This is a genomic window from Photobacterium sp. GB-1 (assembly GCF_003026165.1).
GTDB lineage: Bacteria > Pseudomonadota > Gammaproteobacteria > Enterobacterales > Vibrionaceae > Photobacterium.
This window is the reverse complement of record NZ_PYOB01000004.1, coordinates 117191-134875: the sequence shown is the minus strand read 5'-3', so window position 1 is coordinate 134875 and position 17685 is coordinate 117191. Positions and strand designations below refer to the sequence as shown.

The window sequence follows — 17685 nt, the reverse complement described above, 5'->3', positions numbered from 1 at the left end:
GCATTAGCTATATTTTTCTGTTGTTTTTTCAACCAGTTTTATAATCACATTTACTGCCTTTTCCATCCCTTCGACAGTAATAAACTCATGAATACCATGAAAATTATATCCGCCAGTAAAGATATTCGGGCATGGTAATCCTTTAAATGATAAACGCGCGCCGTCTGTACCACCTCTAATCGGTTTGATCTCTGGCTGTACGTCGCATTCAATCATTGCTGATTTCGCTAATTCAATGATATGTGGATATGGCTCTACCATTTCACGCATATTGAAATATGAATCGGTTAACACTAACTCTACACGCCCTTTTTCAAGTTGTAGATTTAGTTCATCAACTTTCTGCTGCATAAAGGCTTTACGTTGTTCTTGCCCTTCACGGCTAAAATCACGAATGATATAGCCTAACTCTGTTTTAGCGACAGATGGTTTCATTGATTTTAAATGGTAGAAACCTTCATACCCTTCTGTAGCTTCTGGCGTTTCATTGCTGGGCATCATTAACTGAAACTGCGCGGCAATGTTCATTGAGTTCACCATCTTACCTTTCGCAGTTCCAGGGTGAACATTGGTTCCATGACAAATCACATCAGCAGAGGTTGCATTAAAGTTTTCAAACTCTAATTCACCTATAGGTCCACCATCTATGGTGTAAGCCCATTGTGCATTGAACTTCTCAACATCAAATAGATCAGCCCCACGTCCGATTTCCTCATCAGGTGTAAAACCAATACAAATATCACCATGTTTAATTTCAGGGTGTGCCACAAGATACGCAATGGCAGTCATGATTTCAGCAACCCCGGCCTTATTATCCGCACCTAGCAGTGTTGTACCATCGGTAGTGATAATATTGTGACCGTGTAACTTATTTAAGTCGGGATATTGAATGGGAGATAGCACTTCATCACCAATGCCTAATGCAATATCACCACCTTGATAGTTTTCTACAATTTGTGGTTTAACATTTAGACCTGAAGCATCAGGTGCTGTATCCATGTGAGCAATAAAACCAATAGCTGGAATATCAGCAGAAACATTTGAAGGAAGACGTGCCATTAAATAGCAATGTTCATCTAATGAAATATTAGATAAACCCAACTCTTCCATTTCAGATTTTAGTTGTTGTGCAAGGTTAAATTGCCCTGCAGTACTCGGACATGATGCAACATCACAATCAGATTGTGTTTCGATGCGAACATATCGTAAAAAACGTTCAAGTAACTTATCCATCATTAACCTTACATAGCTTATTTATTTGCGTAATAAATTATGACGGATAAGTTAATTACTATTTTTGCGATGTATCAGTTTTAATATGAATAGACGGGTATTTAGGCCAATATGCCCTATTAAAGCTTTTAAAATGATTGAATCATGATTTTTATTAGTTACTGTTCGTTATTTTATTAATTAAATATAAAGTTATAGTGCGTTAGGGTGTTATTCAAATAATAAAAAAGCCCCTAACCTAGGAGCTTTTTTTTAAACTTATGCTTTACGCATTAAAGACATCTTTATCTATCTTATCAACTGGTGGCTCACCGCCATCTTGTGGAGGTTGCTCATCATCACTTTTTGCCACAGAAGTAACTTGTAATGTTACGCCAAACATATTGCGATAAATAATCCCTTTCACGTTAAAGAAGAAAGGTAATGTCCAAATCAATCCGATACCTGCAGTAGCAATCGAGATAAAGAACATTAGCATGATCACAATATAGATAGCCGTCATTGGCAATACTTTACGGATCGTTGCCATAAAAGAGTATTGAATCGCTTTTATTGGTGATACTTTCTTTTCGCACACTAATAAAATAGCCATGCTTAATGCCATTGTTAGGAACAAGCCAATTAATGGGAAAACACTGCTACCTAGTCCTTGAATAGAAGAAAGCAGTAACATGGTAATTAATGAAACAAGGGTAAAAGAAAACCCTTTAACGATCTGGCTTGGCTTGGTTGGTAAACCAACCGCATGGTTTAATGCCATTAGGCTAACCCCTGCATAGAGTGGCGCAATAAGCACATCAGACCAAAAATTAGCCATAAAGCCCGCTTTTAGTATTTCAGCGGTAAATCCCTGCCCTGTAATGAAAGCATCAAAAAAAACCGTTGGGCTACCTAATTGAACTTCAAGCCCTAAAAGTAATAATGCAACTTGCGCAAGAAACAAGCAAATTACGGCAGGCAAAAAGCTAAAAATGTTCTTCCCTGTGATTTTCCATGCTTCAACTAAAACAGTGACGGGTTGTAGCTCCACTTCCCCCTTCAATGCTTTTTCAATAGACCCACCAATGTGGAAGCTTCGATTAATTGGCTCTTTCATACTCATGTCAGTTATTGGTGTAATGGCGGCATTGTACTTCAGAGAGGGTAAGACAAAAACATTTCTAAGATAAAAAAACAGTCAAGCTGACTAATTTGTGTGTTTTTCATGCAAAAAAGTCAAAAAAGCTGATAATAAAATCGTCTTTCATTTAAAGATCGACTATTAAGACTAAGCTGTAATAAGGTTTTTTATTATAACGATAGTTTTTTGAATAATCATATTACCGACATGTTAGTAAAAGATTGTTTATAAAATCGATAAAGTGACTGACACCATATAAGGGATTTCACTACTTAACGATGAAAAATATTACATCTTTGCATTAAAATTAGTGAAAAAACGCTTTAATTTGAAAGACTACAGGTCTATCATGCGCCCTTTATTTTAAAGCCAAAATGTTGGGATTTAACCAAATAATCCCAGGGTGGAGATAACGTAGAATTGAACGCTGAAAAAACATCTCAGAAACCTGTCATTCAGCTGAAGGGTCTTAGCAAAAGCTTTGACGGTAAGCAGATCATTTCAGGTTTGGACCTAAACGTAAACAATGGTGAGTTTCTAACCATTCTAGGTCCATCAGGCTGTGGTAAAACCACAGTACTTCGTCTAATTGCTGGATTTGAAACTGCCGATGATGGGCAGATCACCATTGATGGCAAAGATGTTACAGACATTCCTGCTGAACAACGTCTAGTAAACACGGTGTTTCAGAGTTACGCACTGTTCCCACATATGACAGTGTTTGAGAACGTCGCGTTTGGTTTACGCATGCAAAAAGTACCCGCGAGTGATATTGAGCCGCGTGTAATGGAAGCATTGCGTATGGTGCAACTTGAAAAGTTTGCCCCTCGTAAACCTCATCAACTGTCCGGTGGTCAGCAACAACGTGTTGCGATTGCTCGTGCGGTTGTAAACAAACCAAAAGTTCTTTTACTTGATGAATCACTGTCTGCACTTGATTACAAATTACGTAAACAGATGCAGCTTGAGTTGAAACAACTACAGCGTAAGTTAGGCATTACCTTTATTTTCGTAACACACGATCAAGAAGAAGCCTTATCTATGTCTGATCGCATCATTGTTATGCGCGATGGTCACGTTGAGCAAGATGGTTCACCTCGTGAAATTTATGAAGAACCAACGAATTTATTTGTTGCCCACTTTATCGGTGAAATCAACGTATTTGATGCAACAGTTAAAGAGCGTTTAGACGAAAAACGTATCATGGCTGATGTTGAAGGTCGCCACTCATTGATCCACTGTGATTTAGATGTGAATGTTGGTGATAAGGTTAAAGTATTACTTCGACCTGAAGACATTCTTATCGAAGAGATCCATAACGGTGACGAAACTAACGGCATCGTGGGTTATGTTCGTGAACGTACCTATAAAGGTATGACATTGGATTCTGTGGTGCAGTTAGAGTCTGGCAAGTCTGTGATGGTTAGCGAATTCTTCAACGAAGATGACCCTGACGTAGACCACTCTCTTGACCAAAAAGTTGCCATTACTTGGATTGAAAGTTGGGAAGTGGTACTCGCTGATGAGCAAGAAGTTTAATTTACAGAATTTCATTATCGCGTTAGTTGTTAGTTGGTTAGTACTGTTTGTATTTGTACCTAACTTAATGATTATAGGAACGAGTTTCCTAACGCGTGATGATGCAAATCTAATCAAAATGGTCTTCACGTTTGATAACTATGAAAGACTGTTTGATCCACTGTACGCAAAAGTACTTTGGCACTCTTTTTACATGGCAATCACAGCAACCATTCTGTGTTTAGTAATTGGTTACCCTTTTGCTTATGCCATTGCAAAAATGCCAGAGAAATGGCGTCCATTTATGCTGTTTTTGGTTATCGTACCATTTTGGACTAACTCTCTAATTCGTACATATGGCCTTAAACTGATGTTGGGTACGCGTGGTATTTTAAATAACACATTAATGTATCTCGATATTATCGATAAGCCACTGCGTATTATGTACACCGAGTACGCAGTAATGATCGGTTTAGTGTATATCTTGCTACCATTTATGGTGCTACCACTCTACTCCGCTATCGAAAAGCTTGATAATAACTACATTGAAGCAGCTCGCGACTTGGGCGCAAATAAGGTTCAAACCTTTATTAAAGTGATCTTCCCACTAACCATGCCTGGTGTTATTGCAGGTTGTTTATTGGTATTACTGCCTGCTTTGGGTATGTTCTACGTTTCCGACCTTTTAGGCGGCGCGAAGAACTTACTGATTGGTAATGTTATTAAGAGTCAGGTTTTAAACGCGCGAGATTGGCCATTTGGTTCTGCAACAAGTATTGCCCTTACGTTAGCAATGGCAATTATGCTGTATGCCTACTACCGTGCAGGTAAGTTGCTGAACAAAAAAGTGGAGCTTGAATAATGGGACGCTTGTTTAAATTTAGCTTTATGTCGGTGGTATATGCATTTTTATATACCCCTATCATTATCCTGATTGTTAACTCATTCAACGAAAGCAAATTCGGTATGAAATGGGGTGGCTTTACCACTAAATGGTATGAGCAACTGGTTAACAATGACAGTTTAATGCAAGCGGCAGGACACTCGATCACTATCGCTGTGTTCTCTGCAACAGCAGCATCCCTAATTGGTAGTTTAACGGCTGTTGCTTTATTTCGTTATAACTTTAAAGGTAAGAAGTTTGTATCAGGTATGCTATTTCTCGTTATGATGTCTCCAGACATCGTAATGGCAATCTCGCTACTTGCACTGTTCTTACTATTGGGTGCGAACTTAGGCTTCTTAACGCTATTGCTTTCTCATATCACATTCTGTTTACCTTTTGTTGTTGTAACAGTTTACAGCCGATTAAAAGGCTTTGATGTGAAAATGCTTGAAGCAGCACGTGACTTGGGCGCTAGTGAGTGGGTTATCTTAAAGCAGATTATCCTACCATTGGCTAAACCCGCAGTTGCTGCAGGTTGGCTATTAAGCTTCACCCTATCGCTAGATGATGTAATTGTAAGCTCGTTCGTAACGGGTCCAACTTACGAAATCTTACCATTGAAGATTTACTCAATGGTTAAAGTCGGTATTTCACCTGAGGTGAACGCCCTAGCGACAGTGATGTTGATAGTTTCTCTTGTTCTGGTTATTTGCTCACAATTACTGGCTCGAGACAAAATAAAGTAAGCATCAACAACAGCTAATGCTAAATGGCTAACTGTATTCAGTTAGCCATTTTTTTTACATATTATTCAATGACCTTTAAATATATTCTCCTGTAACATTTTCAAACACTTTTTTGCTATCTAAAAACGGAAACTTGCTCTAAATTTCGGCCACTTTTTATCGCATTCACTACGAAGACACTCGAATGAAAAAATGGTCATCTCTTGTTATTAGTACAGCCCTACTTTCAGCAAGTTTTAATGCTTTTGCTTCAGAAGAAGAGAAAGACAAACAGTTAGTATTTATGAACTGGGGGCCGTATATCTCTACTGAGCTTCGTGAACAATTCACGAAAGAGACAGGTATTAAAGTGATCTACTCGACTTACGAGTCGAATGAAACCATGTATGCAAAACTTCGTGCCCACCCTACAGGTTACGATCTGGTTGTGCCATCAACTTACTTTGTTGCGAAAATGCGCGACGAAGGTATGTTGCAAAAAATTGATAAATCAAAGCTATCGAACTTTACTGAGCTTGATAAGAACTACTTAGATAAACCTTTTGATCCAAATAACGATTACTCAATTCCACACGTAATCGCAATGACAGGTCTTGCGGTTAATACTGATATGTACGACCCAGAAGATTTCGACAGCTGGGCAGACTTATGGGATCCTGACCTTAAAGGTCAATTAATGCTAATGGACGACACCCGTGAAGTCTTCCATATTGCATTACGTAAGCTAGGTTACTCTGGCAACACTACCAACCCAAAAGAAATTGACGAAGCGAAAGCAGAGCTTGAGAAACTCATGCCAAACGTACTGGTATTTAACTCAGATAACCCTGCAGCGCCTTACCTAGCGGGTGATGTGGGTCTAGGTATGTTGTGGAATGGCTCGGCAGCAGCAGCACAAAAAGAAGGTTTACCAATTAAACTTGTTTGGCCAAAAGAAGGCGGTATTTTCTGGGTTGATAGTTTAGCAATAGCTAGAAACGCGAAGAATGTAGAAGCAGCACATAAGATGATCGACTTCCTACTACGCCCAGATATTGCCGCTCAAATTTCAGAGCAAACCGGCTACCTCACGGCAGTAGAAAAATCTAACGCTAAATATAAAGATGACCCAACTCTATTCCCACCACAAGAAGATCTTGATCGTGGTGAGTGGCAAGATTCAGTTGGTGACATGAATATCCGCTACGAAAATTATTTCCTTGAATTAAAAGCGGATCAATAAGTAAAACAAAAGCTGCCAATGGCAGCTTTTTTTATATTTGTTATTTATTAATAAACATGGTTAGTTGTGTTATTTTCTAAGGTTTTACTTATCATGTTTGTTATTTATCAATATGATAGCGGAATTTAACAGACAAATTACTCTTGTTTTGTGATGCGCTCGACGAATAATCTCTGCTATAATAACTCTGTTTTATAATCAACATCTGTTTCTGCATGTATCATGCGTCGACAACCAATTAGGAGAAGCGGTCAATACCGCTAGAGAACACTCTCGATATCCTGTTTAGTTAGGAGCTAACACAATGAAAAAATGGTCTTTATTAATGGCCGGTGCTGCATGTGCAATGTCAATGTTTTCGAACGTTGCGACTGCCGATGATAGCAATAAATCTAATGAGCTGTACTTTTACAACTGGTCTGAATACATCCCATCAGATGTTTTAGAAGAGTTCACAAAAGAAACAGGCATTAAAGTTATTTATTCGACTTACGAGTCGAATGAGACGATGTACGCCAAGCTAAAGACCTACGATAAAGGTTACGACCTTGTTGTTCCTTCTACTTATTATGTAGCTAAAATGCGTAATGAAGGTATGCTTCAAAAAATCGACCATTCTAAAATTCCAAACTTCGCAGGTCTAGATCCTAACTTTTTAAATAAACCTTTTGATCCTAACAACGACTACTCTATTCCATACATTTGGGGAGCAACGGGTATCGGTGTTAACACAGACATGATCGACAAGTCTAAAATCACTAGCTGGGCAGACCTATGGGATCCTAAATGGCAAGGTCAGCTAATGATGATGGATGATGCACGTGAAGTATTCCACGTAGCGCTTCGTAAACTTGGTTACTCTGGTAACACTGAAGATCCTAAGCAAATCAAAGCAGCATATGAAGAGTTGAAGAAACTAATGCCAAACGTATTAGTATTTAACTCAGACTACCCTGCTAACCCATACATGGCTGGTGAAACATCACTCGGTATGCTTTGGAATGGTTCTGCTTACATGGCACGTAAAGATGGCGCTCCAATCGACATCGTATGGCCAAAAGAAGGCGCAATCTTCTGGATGGATAACATCTCTATTCCTAAGAATGCGAAGAACATCGACAATGCATACAAGATGATCAACTTCCTACTTCGTCCAGACATCGCTGCGAAGATCGCACTACAAATTGGTTACCCAACACCAGTTGCTGCCGCTAAGAAACTGCTTCCAGCAGATTTCGTTAACGATCCAAGCATCTACCCACCACAATCTGTAATGGATGCAGGTGAATGGCAGAACAGCGTTGGTCCTATGACTGAAGTTTACGAAGAATACTTCCAAAAACTAAAAGCTGGTGAATAATAGCCACTCATCGTTAAATGCAAAAAAACCGAGCTAAATACTCGGTTTTTTTATTTGAGTCAGACGGTTATCTATAACCTAATAAAATCATATAACCATTCAATAATTATGACAATTTACTCATACAGTTTTGATTCAGAATTTCTATATAAGCTATAACAACCATTTTAGATGTAAGTTATAAGGTTATAATGTCTACAAAATTTAAAGCGCTAATCCCCGTTTTATTCGTTTCAACCCTTTCGGCTTGTAGCGCCCCGATGACACCAGTCGATAAAGAACTCGTCGTTGACATGAATGGTGTTGATACTGCTCAATATCAAAAAGATTATGATTACTGCAACCATTTTGCTGATAGTGTTTCAACACCTGAAATGACGTCAGCAACAAAAAAGAGAGATGTAGTAATTGGCACTCTAGCAGGTGCTACAGCGTTTGGTGCAGGCGCTTACGATTCGGATAATTACGATACGATAAAACATCCAGGAGTTGTAACTGCATTAGGTGCTGTTGTTGGTGCAGCTGGCGGATACGTAGCCGGCTCTAATGAAGCATCTAAAGATGAAAAACATAAAAAGTCATCCGTTCTTCGCCAATGCTTATTACAAAAAGGTTATCACGTTTACGATATATCTTAATTAATCGAAAAACATGCTCACCTTTTGTTCTTATAATAAAAAAGCCTCAAACTTGAGGCTTTTTTATTAAGCAGATAATATTTCGTCTACATAAGCAGGTACTAATTCAGAAGCTTTACCATAACGTTTTTCTTCAAATTCATTTTCTACGTTACTTGGTTCAAGATTTAATTCAATCGTATGAGCGCCCTGTAAAGCAGCTTCATGTACAAATCCAGCTGCTGGATATACATTGCCAGAAGTACCAATAGAAATGAATAAATCCGCCTTCACAATGGCATCATGAATTCTATCCATTCCAATTGGCATCTCACCGAACCATACAATATCAGGACGCATCGGTGCAGGAATTTGACAACAATGACAATGATCACAGGTCGTTAAGTCACCATGCCATTCAATTGTTTGTCCTGATTCACAGCATCGTGCTTTTAATAACTCTCCATGCATATGAATGACATTTTTACTTCCTGCTCTCTCATGCAAATTATCAATGTTTTGCGTAACAATAGTCACGTTACCATCTAATTCTTGTTCAAGTTTAGCAAGTGCAATATGTGCAGCATTAGGCGCTACAGAGCCATTCTCGATTTGGGCTCGACGCGCATTATAAAAGCGTTGCACAAGCTCAGGGTCACGTAAATAGCCTTCTGGTGTTGCAACATCTTCAACACGATGTTCTTCCCATAAACCATCAGCGGCACGGAAAGTTCGGATGCCCGATTCAGCCGAGATACCTGCACCCGTAAGTACAACGATATTTTTATAGGGAAAAAGCATATGAACATCCTTTATTTCAGTATTTATACTGCCTTTATAGCACTGAAATACAAAGAATTTAACCCTAACAATCTAGGTTCTTAATTATGCGTGATTTCACCCTACAAAACCGTGTAAATAAACTTTTCAGTATCACAGTTAGATCAGCAACCTGAATCAATAATTGTAATAATAGGTTCGCCCCCAGTGTTATTTTCTTTGTAACTTAAATAACAATTGGTCGCTTTGATTTTATTAACATCATCTTTGTCTTTTCTATCCAGTTTTTTGAGAAAAGTCGCAACAAAAACACGCTCACCACCATTATGTGAATTAGAACCCGTCTTATCTTGGTTAAATGCCCAGTTTTTATTAAAATCCACAATCGTTAAACCAATACCGACGTATATTGCTTTCGGGTAACCATTCCAGATAGCGATCCCCTCTACCTTTTTACGGCCGGTAATATCATTTTCATCGCCTTGTATTACAGCTTTTCCGTAGATAATCCGAGATATTTCAGTCATATATCCTTTAAGCTCATGTAGCTTGGCGCGATACGTATCTGAAGAAATATTGAGGAATTTAGGAGCCGCAGTAACAGCAAGGATACCGAGAATGACGATAACAATAACAACTTCAATCAGGGTAAATCCTGCTTTATTCCTCATCAATTAATCCTTTTTAATGTTTTATTATTGATATTATTGGCAGTAGTATTTTACTTTATTGTACAAAAACTTAACAGGATGAATGAATAGCTATAAGTAACAAAAAAAACATTAAGCTCGAATTTTAGGTATAAAAAAACCGACACGAATGTCGGTTTTAAAAATCACTAACTATGATTATGCATTAGACGAAGGTTTACTCTTCGCTTCATGCTGCTGTGATTCACTGTATCCTGGTTGGTTTTCAGGCAGATCTTTTACTTCTTCAAACCATTCGCTGTGGTGTTCACGCGCCCACGTTTCATCCACTTCACCAGTTACCATGCCGTCAAGACCCGCTTCCATACCGAACAAACCAATATAGATGTGGAAAATAAAGCCACAGATCAGAATAAGTGCTGAAATCATGTGTACGAGATTTGATAATTCCATGTGTCGACGCGTTTGGTCGAAAATTGGAAAATCTAAAACAAAACCACTCACTACAATGAAGACACCAAAGAAGGCAAGTAGCCAGAACAGTGCTTTTTCACCACCATTTGAGAAACCAGCTTTAGGGTGTGAGCCTTTATGTTTGCCCACCATACCACCCATTTTTTTAAACCAATCAATATCAACTTTATTGAAGATACTCTTACGCCACCATTTAACGACCACTAAAAGAAGAATGATTGCGAATAATGGCCCCATATAGTTATGGTATTGTTTCGCGGCATAAATGATCCAGCCCCACACTTCTGTTGGGACGATAGGTTTAATAAAATGTTTACCGTAAACAAGAGCTAAACCGCTAAAACCTAACGTTAAAAATGTGAATGCCAAACTCCAGTGTAAAGCACGATCCATCCGGCTCCAACGCTGAATTTTACGACCTGTTTTAGGCTTACTTAATTTAAGAGGGCCTACCACAAAGTAGGCTAGTGTTACCATCACAAGGCTGCCAAAAATAGCCATCGCGCCAAGTGGTGACATCCACTTTTCTTTTAAGATATACCATGTTTGACCAGGCACACTGATCAACACATCATGCTCAGGCCAACCCGATGTGGTATACCCTTTTTCGCCATCCTTGACCGCTCGCCAATAATCAGCACCCGCAAAACCTATGACTTCTTTTTTTACCATAGATTCGCCAAGTTGCTCGCTACTGGTTGTTGTAGTGGCTTCATTTGCCATCACTTGGACAGAAAACGCAACCATTAATGCGGTAACGAATACCGTTAACCAGCGTTGAATTCGCTTAGTCATTAAAGCTCCTGCCTGCTCAATTTGAACAGAAATTTTGTTACATCCGAGATCTAATATTTGGGCTCAACGCCTATGTTAAGCCCAAATAAAGACAATTACGCTTTACGTACTTTTGCTGCGTCGTACGCTAGATCTTCAGTACTTGCCCAACCTGCATCTTTTGCACCACGAGCAACAACGCGCTTGCTGAAGATTTCAGAAATCTTCTCAGCATCACCTGCAAGTAGTGATTTAGTCGAACACATAGATGCACACATTGGTAACTTACCTTCTGCAATACGGTTTGCGCCGTAAAGTACACGCTCTTTTTCTGAACCAGGTTCAGTATTTGGACCGCCAGAACAGTAAGTACATTTATCCATTTTGCCACGCTCTGCGAACGCTTCCTGTTTAGGGAACTGAGGCGCTCCAAACGGACAAGCAAATAGACAGTAACCACAACCAATACAAAGATCTTTATCGTGCTGAACGATACCGTCTTCTGTTTGACTGAAACAATCTGCTGGACAAACCGCCATACAAGGCGCATCACTACAGTGCATACAAGCAACAGAAATAGATGTTTCACCTGGAAGACCGTCGTTTAGTGTCACAACGCGACGACGTTGAATACCCCAGCCTACTGCTTCTGAGTTAGCATTTTTACAAGCTGTCACACAACCGTTGCATTCAATACAACGCTTAGAGTCACAAAGAAATTTCATACGTGCCATTTGATGACTCCTTACGCTTTAGTGATGTTACAAAGGGTGACTTTTGTTTCTTGCATCTGAGTTACTGGATCGTAACCGTATGTCGTTGCTGTGTTAGCAGCTTCGCCAGAAACATAAGGAGCACAACCTTCTGGGTAATGACTACGTAGGCTTTCACCTTCGAATTCACCACCGAAGTGGAATGGTAAGAATGCTAAGCCTTCACGAACACGTGGGGTTACCATCGCTTTCACTTTAATACGGCCTTTTTCTGCACCTTCAACCCAAACCATCTCGCCATCTTTAATGCCACGATCGTTTGCATCTTTTAAGTTAAGTTCTACAAACATTTCCTGTTGTAGCTCTGCAAGCCATGGGTTTGAACGCGTTTCTTCACCACCACCTTCGTACTCAACCAGACGACCAGACGTTAGAATAATTGGGTATTCTTTCGACATATCTTTGTCTTGAATTGACTTGTAAAGTGTTGGTAAACGGAACAAGTGCGCCTTATCATCCCAAGTTTGGTACTCAGGAAGAAGATCACGACGTGGTGTATATAGTGGCTCACGGTGAATAGGCACTGCATCTGGGAATGTCCAAACCACAGTACGTGCTTTGGCGTTACCGTATGGAATACAACCGTGTTTAATCGCTACACGCTGAATACCACCAGAAAGATCAGTTTTCCAGTTTTTGCCTTCAGCAGCCACTTTCTCTTCTGCTGTTAGATCGTCCCACCAACCAAGTTGCTTTAACATCTTAGCGGTAAACTCTGGGTAACCATCTTCTAGCTCACAACCTAATGAGTAGCTATCGTCAGCCAATAGGCTTACACCATTGTGCTCAACACCAAAACGTGCACGGAAGTTACCGCCACCCTGTGCCACCGTCTTAGATGTATCATAAAGAATGTGTGTACCTGGGTGTTTCATCTCAGGCGTACCCCAACAAGGCCAAGGTAGACCGTAAGTTTCACCGTTCACTGGGCCACCAATCGCTTCAAGAGAAGTACGGTTGAATGTATGCCAGTTTTGTTGGTGCTCTTTTAGACGCTCAGGGCTTTGACCTGTGTAACCAATCGTCCACATACCTTTGTTGAATTCACGTGTAATGTCTTCAATGTGTGGGCGGTTATTTTCAACTTTAATGTTTTTAAATAATTGATCTGCAAAACCAAGACGCTTAGAAAGCAAGTACATGATTTCGTGATCAGGTTTCGATTCAAATAGCGGTTCGATAACTTGATCACGCCATTGAATAGAACGGTTAGTTGCTGTTACTGAGCCGTATGTTTCAAACTGTGTAGTCGCTGGGAATAGGTATACATTGTCTGTACGACCATTCATTACAGCGGCAACACCTGGGTATGGGTCAACGATGACCATCATATCCAGTTTTTCCATCGCAGTTTTCATTTCAGGACCACGAGTCTGTGAGTTTACAGCATGGCCCCAGTAGAACATGGCGCGGATGTTATCGCGCTGTTCAATCTTATCTTTGTTTTCTAACACACCGTCGATCCAACGAGAGACAGGAATACCCGCACTGTTCATTGGTTTTTTGCCGTTGTAAGTGTTTTGGTCGAAACGACCTTGTAGCCATGAGTAGTCTACATCCCACACTTGTGCCCAGTGTTTCCAAGCTCCTTCAGATAGGCCGTAGTAACCAGGCAGGTTGTCAGAAAGCACGCCAAAGTCTGTTGCGCCCTGTACGTTATCGTGACCACGGAAGATGTTTGCACCGCCGCCTGATTTACCCATATTGCCAAGTGCAAGTTCAAGGATACAGTAAGCACGTGTGTTGTTGTTACCTGTTGTATGCTGAGTACCACCCATACACCAAACAACACAGCCAGGACGGTTTTCAGACAGCATTTTCGCTGTTTGATAAACTTGATCTTCTGGCACGCCAGATACACGCTCAACTTCTTTTGGATTCCATTTCGCCACTTCTGCGCGAACTTCGTCCATACCGTATACACGTTGACGGATGAATTCTTTATCTTCCCAGCCATTGTTGAAGATGTGGTATAGCACACCCCATACAAAAGCAACGTCAGTACCTGGACGAAGTGAAACGTAGTGATCTGCTTTTGCCGCAGTTCGTGTACGGCGTGGATCGACAACCACAATCTTACAGCTGTTCGTTTCTTTCGCGATAAGGATGTGCTGCATTGCTACTGGGTGAGCTTCAGCTGGGTTTGAACCAATGAATAACATCGACTTACAGTTATGCATGTCGTTTAACGAGTTAGTCATTGCACCGTAACCCCAAGTGTTCGCTACACCTGCCACTGTTGTTGAGTGACAAATACGCGCTTGGTGGTCAACGTTGTTCGAGCCCCACATAGAAACCATTTTGCGGAACATGTAAGCTTGTTCGTTGTTATGTTTTGCAGAACCAAGGAAGTAAACAGAATCTGGGCCTGATTCTTCACGGATCTTAAGCACTTGCTGGCTAACTTCATCTAACGCCTGTTCCCAGCTCAGTTTCTTCCACTTGCCATTAACAAGTTTCATTGGGTATTTTACGCGACGTGCACCGTGACCATGTTCACGAAGTGCTGCGCCTTTCGCACAGTGTCCACCAGCATTAAAAGGGTGATCAAAAGCGGGTTCCTGGTGAGTCCAGACACCATCTTGCGTCTCTGCGTAAATACCACAACCCACTGAACAGTGTGAGCAAATAGTACGTTTAACCACTTTAGGCGCGTCGTACACATCTTCTGATGCAGCTTCTGCTTTTTTCATCAGACCTGGTGCAAACATGCTTGCACCTGCAACGCCACCAGCCGCAGCTAGAGATGTATTACGAATAAAAGAACGACGAGAAATACCCAGTTGGTTTTCTGCTTTGCTCACTTTATCGGAACGTTTAGTAAGTTTCATTTAGAGCTCCGCCTTACAAAGTGTTGTAGTAATCACGAATGTGTTGGGTCTCGTGATAACCTTTAGTTGTTTTTGTTTTTTTCTCTTCTGACTTTTCAACAGCTTGAACTGCTGTTGTCGTTCCAGCAGCAACAGCACCAGCAGCCACTGTTAAGCCAATGTTTTTCAACAATTGACGACGGCTTTCATTGGTTTTTTGCTCACTCATAAAGTTTGCTCCTTTATCGTCACTAAAATAAGTTACGATGGGTTTTTGCCTTAGTTTTATTGCTTTGAATCAAACCGTTGCAAGCAACGTATAGGGATTATTTTGATTCTAAAAAGCGTGTTTTCTCTACAGTTAAGAACTGCAAAGCGAGCTCACCAACAGCGGTATAAAAAACAGCACTGTTAGCAGCTTTAACATCGGTACAGAACTTTTCACACCACTCAGCTAAGTGACGATTAAAGAACGTTTTTTGAAGGTGCTCATCGCCGCCTTCAACTAGCATTGCCATCACTTCAAGCAAAGCCGCAATATGATCTTCCGGTTCTTTCACTGACTCATCACGTTCAAATCCTAATTGCTTAAGATCTCGTCGAAGATAAGCCAGAGGCATTTCCATTAATGAACCTGTTAAATACCATGATCCAAAAGGCACAACTTCACCGCGACCAATACCAATAAAGACATCTTGATATTCTTCTTCAACTGCAAGTGGCATGCTCTTTTGTGCTGCAAGTTTCAGTAAAGGCCAAGCAGCAGACATCGTAGATTGTTGAGGTTTATTAGCCGTATCAACATCTATATCAGCCAAAAAATTCAATACATTTTGATCAGGCGCTTGACGAAATAAATGTGCAAGCATGTTATAAATTTCAATACGAAGTACTGCGTCTTCATTCAATGACGTTTGAGCTGGGCTCATAGCAATTGTTTCCATCTTCGTTCCTTAAACTCGAGCCTGACTTTCTGGATCTTTTTCCATTTGTTCGAAAATATCGCGAACACGACAATCTTCACACATGGATAAACGACGAATAGCATCACCTTGGAAGTGAGAATGTCCTTGAAGTTTTTCAGTTAACATTTTCACCATAGATGCTGGCGCAAATGCATTTCCACAACTGATACAACAAGCCGCAGGCTCTTCATGAACAAGACGCGCTTCTTTACGAGCATGCCAATCCCAATTAAAACGAGGTTCTAATGAAATGACTTTTTCAGGACATGCTTTTTCACACATACCACATTGAACACAGTCCTCTTCAATAAATAGCAGTCCTGGACGATCACCAATGGCATGTAAAGCGCGAGTTGGACAAACTGCCACACAACTCATACATAACGTACAATCCGTTGTGTCACATGAAACAGAACCATAAGGCGCTTTTTCTACAACGGAAGATTGTTCTGGTTTTGTACTCGCTTCGGTGTAAAGCATTTCAAGTGAAGTAAATAGTTTTTCACGTTTAGAGCCAGTTAAAGCCTCTGTAACAGGAGAAACTAGTGCATCGCCATAAGAAACAAAGTTTTCAACATCACTAAAATCAAACAGACAAATACGATCAGCGTCATAACCCATTTCGGTTAAGAAACGTTGAGCCATTGCAAGCTCATTCGATAAAACACGATCAATCGTGGCAGGAATATATTTTGTGTTAGTCGCAAGAAGAACTTGATGCGCACCATAAACCAATGCACTAAACCATGTATCAACACCAACAGTTGCAAGCTCTTCTAATGCAATCGCAATAACTGAACTTGGAAACGTTGCTAATGCAGCAGTCACCGCTTTCTCATCACGATTGCCGTACAAAAGTAATGTTGGTTTCTCACCGCCCTCTTGCTTATAACGAGTAAGAACACGATGAACAAAGTTTTGTGTATTTTGAGGATCAGGTAATGCGTATGTGATCGCCTCTGTTGGACAAGCTGTAGCACACGTGCCAACACCCTGACAAAGGTAAGGATCAATCGCAATTTCTACCCCATCACTGCTTAGCGCACCAGCAGGACATGCATCTAAACAACGATCACAACCTGAAACACCACGCGATGAATGCGCACAAAGATCAGGATTTAGGCGAAAGTATTTAGGTTTATCAAAAGTCCCCATCATAGCCGGTAAATCTTCCACCAGCTGAGCCAGTTTATCTTTACGACTACCTACCGCGTAATAACCCGGCGCAGGAATTTCTAACGACATAATGCCGTTTTCTGTCATATCTAAGATCAAATCAAAGCAATCACGACCGATAGCCACTTTTGCTAAATTCGCTTTGGTCAATTGACCTGCAACCTGACAAGTTACTTCAAACGCGCCAAGATAACCTTTTGCTGATACGTCATGGCTAAAGTAAAGATTAGACAAGCTTGATTTTTCGCCTGTTGCATCCGTTGACAGCAAGGTGACGCTATTAAGTTCTGAAAACTGTTCAGCAAGTGCAATGATGTTTTTCTGAGTACCCACGATCAACAAATCCCCACGGCTCTCATAGGTAACCGTAGGTGGAATTAAATTTGTTAGCTCTACTGTGCCATTAATGGCAGCAGCACGCGCTTTACCGTTTGTATCAGAAAATGCTTCTAGTGTACTTTTTAACATTCTTATTCCTGTTTGCCCGTCACCGCTAGTCAGTGCCGATTGAAGAAGTAACGAAGTTATGTCTTAAAGTTTTTCTACAATAAAATCTGACTTTCGTTTTTGGCTTCTTCCAC

The 17685-nt window shown here is 40.5% G+C and carries 16 protein-coding genes; 6 read left to right on the top strand and 10 right to left on the bottom strand.

All coding sequences use genetic code 11. The features are described 5' to 3' along the window. Positions 1–3 precede the first annotated feature (3 nt). Together pepT and C9J45_RS06500 are read right to left on the bottom strand one after the other, a co-directional pair. The gene (gene pepT, locus C9J45_RS06505) at positions 4–1233 is read right to left on the bottom strand and encodes a peptidase T (protein WP_107292319.1); all 1230 of its coding nucleotides are present in this window, start codon (positions 1231–1233) and stop codon (positions 4–6) included. Between the two features lie 265 nt (positions 1234–1498). After that, positions 1499–2329, bottom strand: coding sequence for a hypothetical protein (locus C9J45_RS06500; RefSeq protein WP_107208209.1), 831 nt, complete (start codon positions 2327–2329; stop codon positions 1499–1501). A 444-nt stretch (positions 2330–2773) separates the two neighbouring features. Between C9J45_RS06500 and potA the strand changes: the two genes are divergently transcribed. The 6 genes from potA to C9J45_RS06470 all read left to right on the top strand — a co-directional run bounded on the left by potA (position 2774) and on the right by C9J45_RS06470 (position 8723). Beyond that, positions 2774–3892: a spermidine/putrescine ABC transporter ATP-binding protein PotA gene (gene potA, locus C9J45_RS06495; RefSeq protein WP_045129697.1), complete on the top strand. Its 1119-nt coding sequence runs from the start codon at positions 2774–2776 to the stop codon at positions 3890–3892. Continuing rightward, on the top strand, positions 3876–4733 hold the full coding sequence (gene potB / locus C9J45_RS06490) for a spermidine/putrescine ABC transporter permease PotB (protein ID WP_045128969.1): 858 nt from the start codon (positions 3876–3878) through the stop codon (positions 4731–4733). Before potA ends, potB begins: the two co-directional genes overlap by 17 nt. After that, a complete protein-coding gene (gene potC, locus C9J45_RS06485) occupies positions 4733–5503 on the top strand; it encodes a spermidine/putrescine ABC transporter permease PotC (protein WP_045084112.1) in 771 nt (256 codons plus the stop codon). The genes potB and potC overlap by 1 nt, the downstream gene beginning before the upstream one ends. 184 nt (positions 5504–5687) lie before the next feature. Continuing rightward, the gene (locus tag C9J45_RS06480; protein ID WP_107292318.1) at positions 5688–6725 is read left to right on the top strand and encodes an extracellular solute-binding protein; all 1038 of its coding nucleotides are present in this window, start codon (positions 5688–5690) and stop codon (positions 6723–6725) included. Positions 6726–7029: 304 nt separating this feature from the next. After that, positions 7030–8085 carry a spermidine/putrescine ABC transporter substrate-binding protein PotD gene (gene potD / locus C9J45_RS06475; protein WP_107208207.1) on the top strand — a complete coding sequence of 352 codons (1056 nt, stop codon included), beginning with the start codon at positions 7030–7032 and terminating at the stop codon, positions 8083–8085. A gap of 191 nt (positions 8086–8276) precedes the next feature. Continuing rightward, positions 8277–8723 carry a glycine zipper family protein gene (locus C9J45_RS06470; protein ID WP_107208206.1) on the top strand — a complete coding sequence of 149 codons (447 nt, stop codon included), beginning with the start codon at positions 8277–8279 and terminating at the stop codon, positions 8721–8723. Between the two features lie 66 nt (positions 8724–8789). Here the strand turns inward: C9J45_RS06470 and cobB are convergent, their stop codons facing one another. From cobB to C9J45_RS06430, 8 genes are all read right to left on the bottom strand, one after another. Further along, on the bottom strand, positions 8790–9503 hold the full coding sequence (cobB, locus tag C9J45_RS06465; RefSeq protein WP_107208205.1) for a Sir2 family NAD+-dependent deacetylase: 714 nt from the start codon (positions 9501–9503) through the stop codon (positions 8790–8792). 143 nt (positions 9504–9646) lie between these two features. Further along, positions 9647–10153 (bottom strand): prepilin-type N-terminal cleavage/methylation domain-containing protein, encoded by a 507-nt coding sequence (locus C9J45_RS06460; RefSeq protein WP_107292317.1) that lies wholly within the window; start codon positions 10151–10153, stop codon positions 9647–9649. 177 nt (positions 10154–10330) lie between these two features. Next, a complete protein-coding gene (locus tag C9J45_RS06455) occupies positions 10331–11401 on the bottom strand; it encodes a formate dehydrogenase subunit gamma (protein ID WP_107292316.1) in 1071 nt (356 codons plus the stop codon). Positions 11402–11496: 95 nt separating this feature from the next. Next, positions 11497–12114, bottom strand: a complete 618-nt coding sequence (gene fdh3B, locus C9J45_RS06450) for a formate dehydrogenase FDH3 subunit beta (RefSeq protein WP_005367779.1) — start codon at positions 12112–12114, stop codon at positions 11497–11499. 11 nt (positions 12115–12125) lie between these two features. After that, the gene (locus C9J45_RS06445; RefSeq protein WP_107292315.1) at positions 12126–14984 is read right to left on the bottom strand and encodes a formate dehydrogenase subunit alpha; all 2859 of its coding nucleotides are present in this window, start codon (positions 14982–14984) and stop codon (positions 12126–12128) included. A gap of 13 nt (positions 14985–14997) precedes the next feature. Continuing rightward, positions 14998–15192, bottom strand: a complete 195-nt coding sequence (locus C9J45_RS06440) for a twin-arginine translocation signal domain-containing protein (RefSeq protein ID WP_107208201.1) — start codon at positions 15190–15192, stop codon at positions 14998–15000. A gap of 97 nt (positions 15193–15289) precedes the next feature. Next, positions 15290–15907 carry a molecular chaperone gene (locus tag C9J45_RS06435; RefSeq protein WP_005367775.1) on the bottom strand — a complete coding sequence of 206 codons (618 nt, stop codon included), beginning with the start codon at positions 15905–15907 and terminating at the stop codon, positions 15290–15292. Positions 15908–15916: 9 nt separating this feature from the next. After that, positions 15917–17572 carry a 4Fe-4S binding protein gene (locus tag C9J45_RS06430; RefSeq protein ID WP_107260308.1) on the bottom strand — a complete coding sequence of 552 codons (1656 nt, stop codon included), beginning with the start codon at positions 17570–17572 and terminating at the stop codon, positions 15917–15919. Between the last annotated feature and the right edge of the window lie 113 nt (positions 17573–17685).

Bases quoted from the DNA above. Each gene is read 5' to 3' on its own strand.
- potC (WP_045084112.1), top strand. From the start codon at position 4,733: ATGGGACGCTTGTTTAAATTTAGCTTTATGTCGGTGGTATATGCATTT.
- C9J45_RS06480 (WP_107292318.1), top strand. From the start codon at position 5,688: ATGAAAAAATGGTCATCTCTTGTTATTAGTACAGCCCTACTTTCAGCA.
- C9J45_RS06435 (WP_005367775.1), bottom strand. From the start codon at position 15,907: ATGGAAACAATTGCTATGAGCCCAGCTCAAACGTCATTGAATGAAGAC.
- C9J45_RS06470 (WP_107208206.1), top strand. From the start codon at position 8,277: ATGTCTACAAAATTTAAAGCGCTAATCCCCGTTTTATTCGTTTCAACC.
- cobB (WP_107208205.1), bottom strand. From the start codon at position 9,503: ATGCTTTTTCCCTATAAAAATATCGTTGTACTTACGGGTGCAGGTATC.
- C9J45_RS06440 (WP_107208201.1), bottom strand. From the start codon at position 15,192: ATGAGTGAGCAAAAAACCAATGAAAGCCGTCGTCAATTGTTGAAAAAC.
- C9J45_RS06455 (WP_107292316.1), bottom strand. From the start codon at position 11,401: ATGACTAAGCGAATTCAACGCTGGTTAACGGTATTCGTTACCGCATTA.
- potB (WP_045128969.1), top strand. From the start codon at position 3,876: ATGAGCAAGAAGTTTAATTTACAGAATTTCATTATCGCGTTAGTTGTT.
- C9J45_RS06460 (WP_107292317.1), bottom strand. From the start codon at position 10,153: ATGAGGAATAAAGCAGGATTTACCCTGATTGAAGTTGTTATTGTTATC.
- potD (WP_107208207.1), top strand. From the start codon at position 7,030: ATGAAAAAATGGTCTTTATTAATGGCCGGTGCTGCATGTGCAATGTCA.
- C9J45_RS06500 (WP_107208209.1), bottom strand. From the start codon at position 2,329: ATGAAAGAGCCAATTAATCGAAGCTTCCACATTGGTGGGTCTATTGAA.
- fdh3B (WP_005367779.1), bottom strand. From the start codon at position 12,114: ATGGCACGTATGAAATTTCTTTGTGACTCTAAGCGTTGTATTGAATGC.
- C9J45_RS06445 (WP_107292315.1), bottom strand. From the start codon at position 14,984: ATGAAACTTACTAAACGTTCCGATAAAGTGAGCAAAGCAGAAAACCAA.
- pepT (WP_107292319.1), bottom strand. From the start codon at position 1,233: ATGGATAAGTTACTTGAACGTTTTTTACGATATGTTCGCATCGAAACA.
- C9J45_RS06430 (WP_107260308.1), bottom strand. From the start codon at position 17,572: ATGTTAAAAAGTACACTAGAAGCATTTTCTGATACAAACGGTAAAGCG.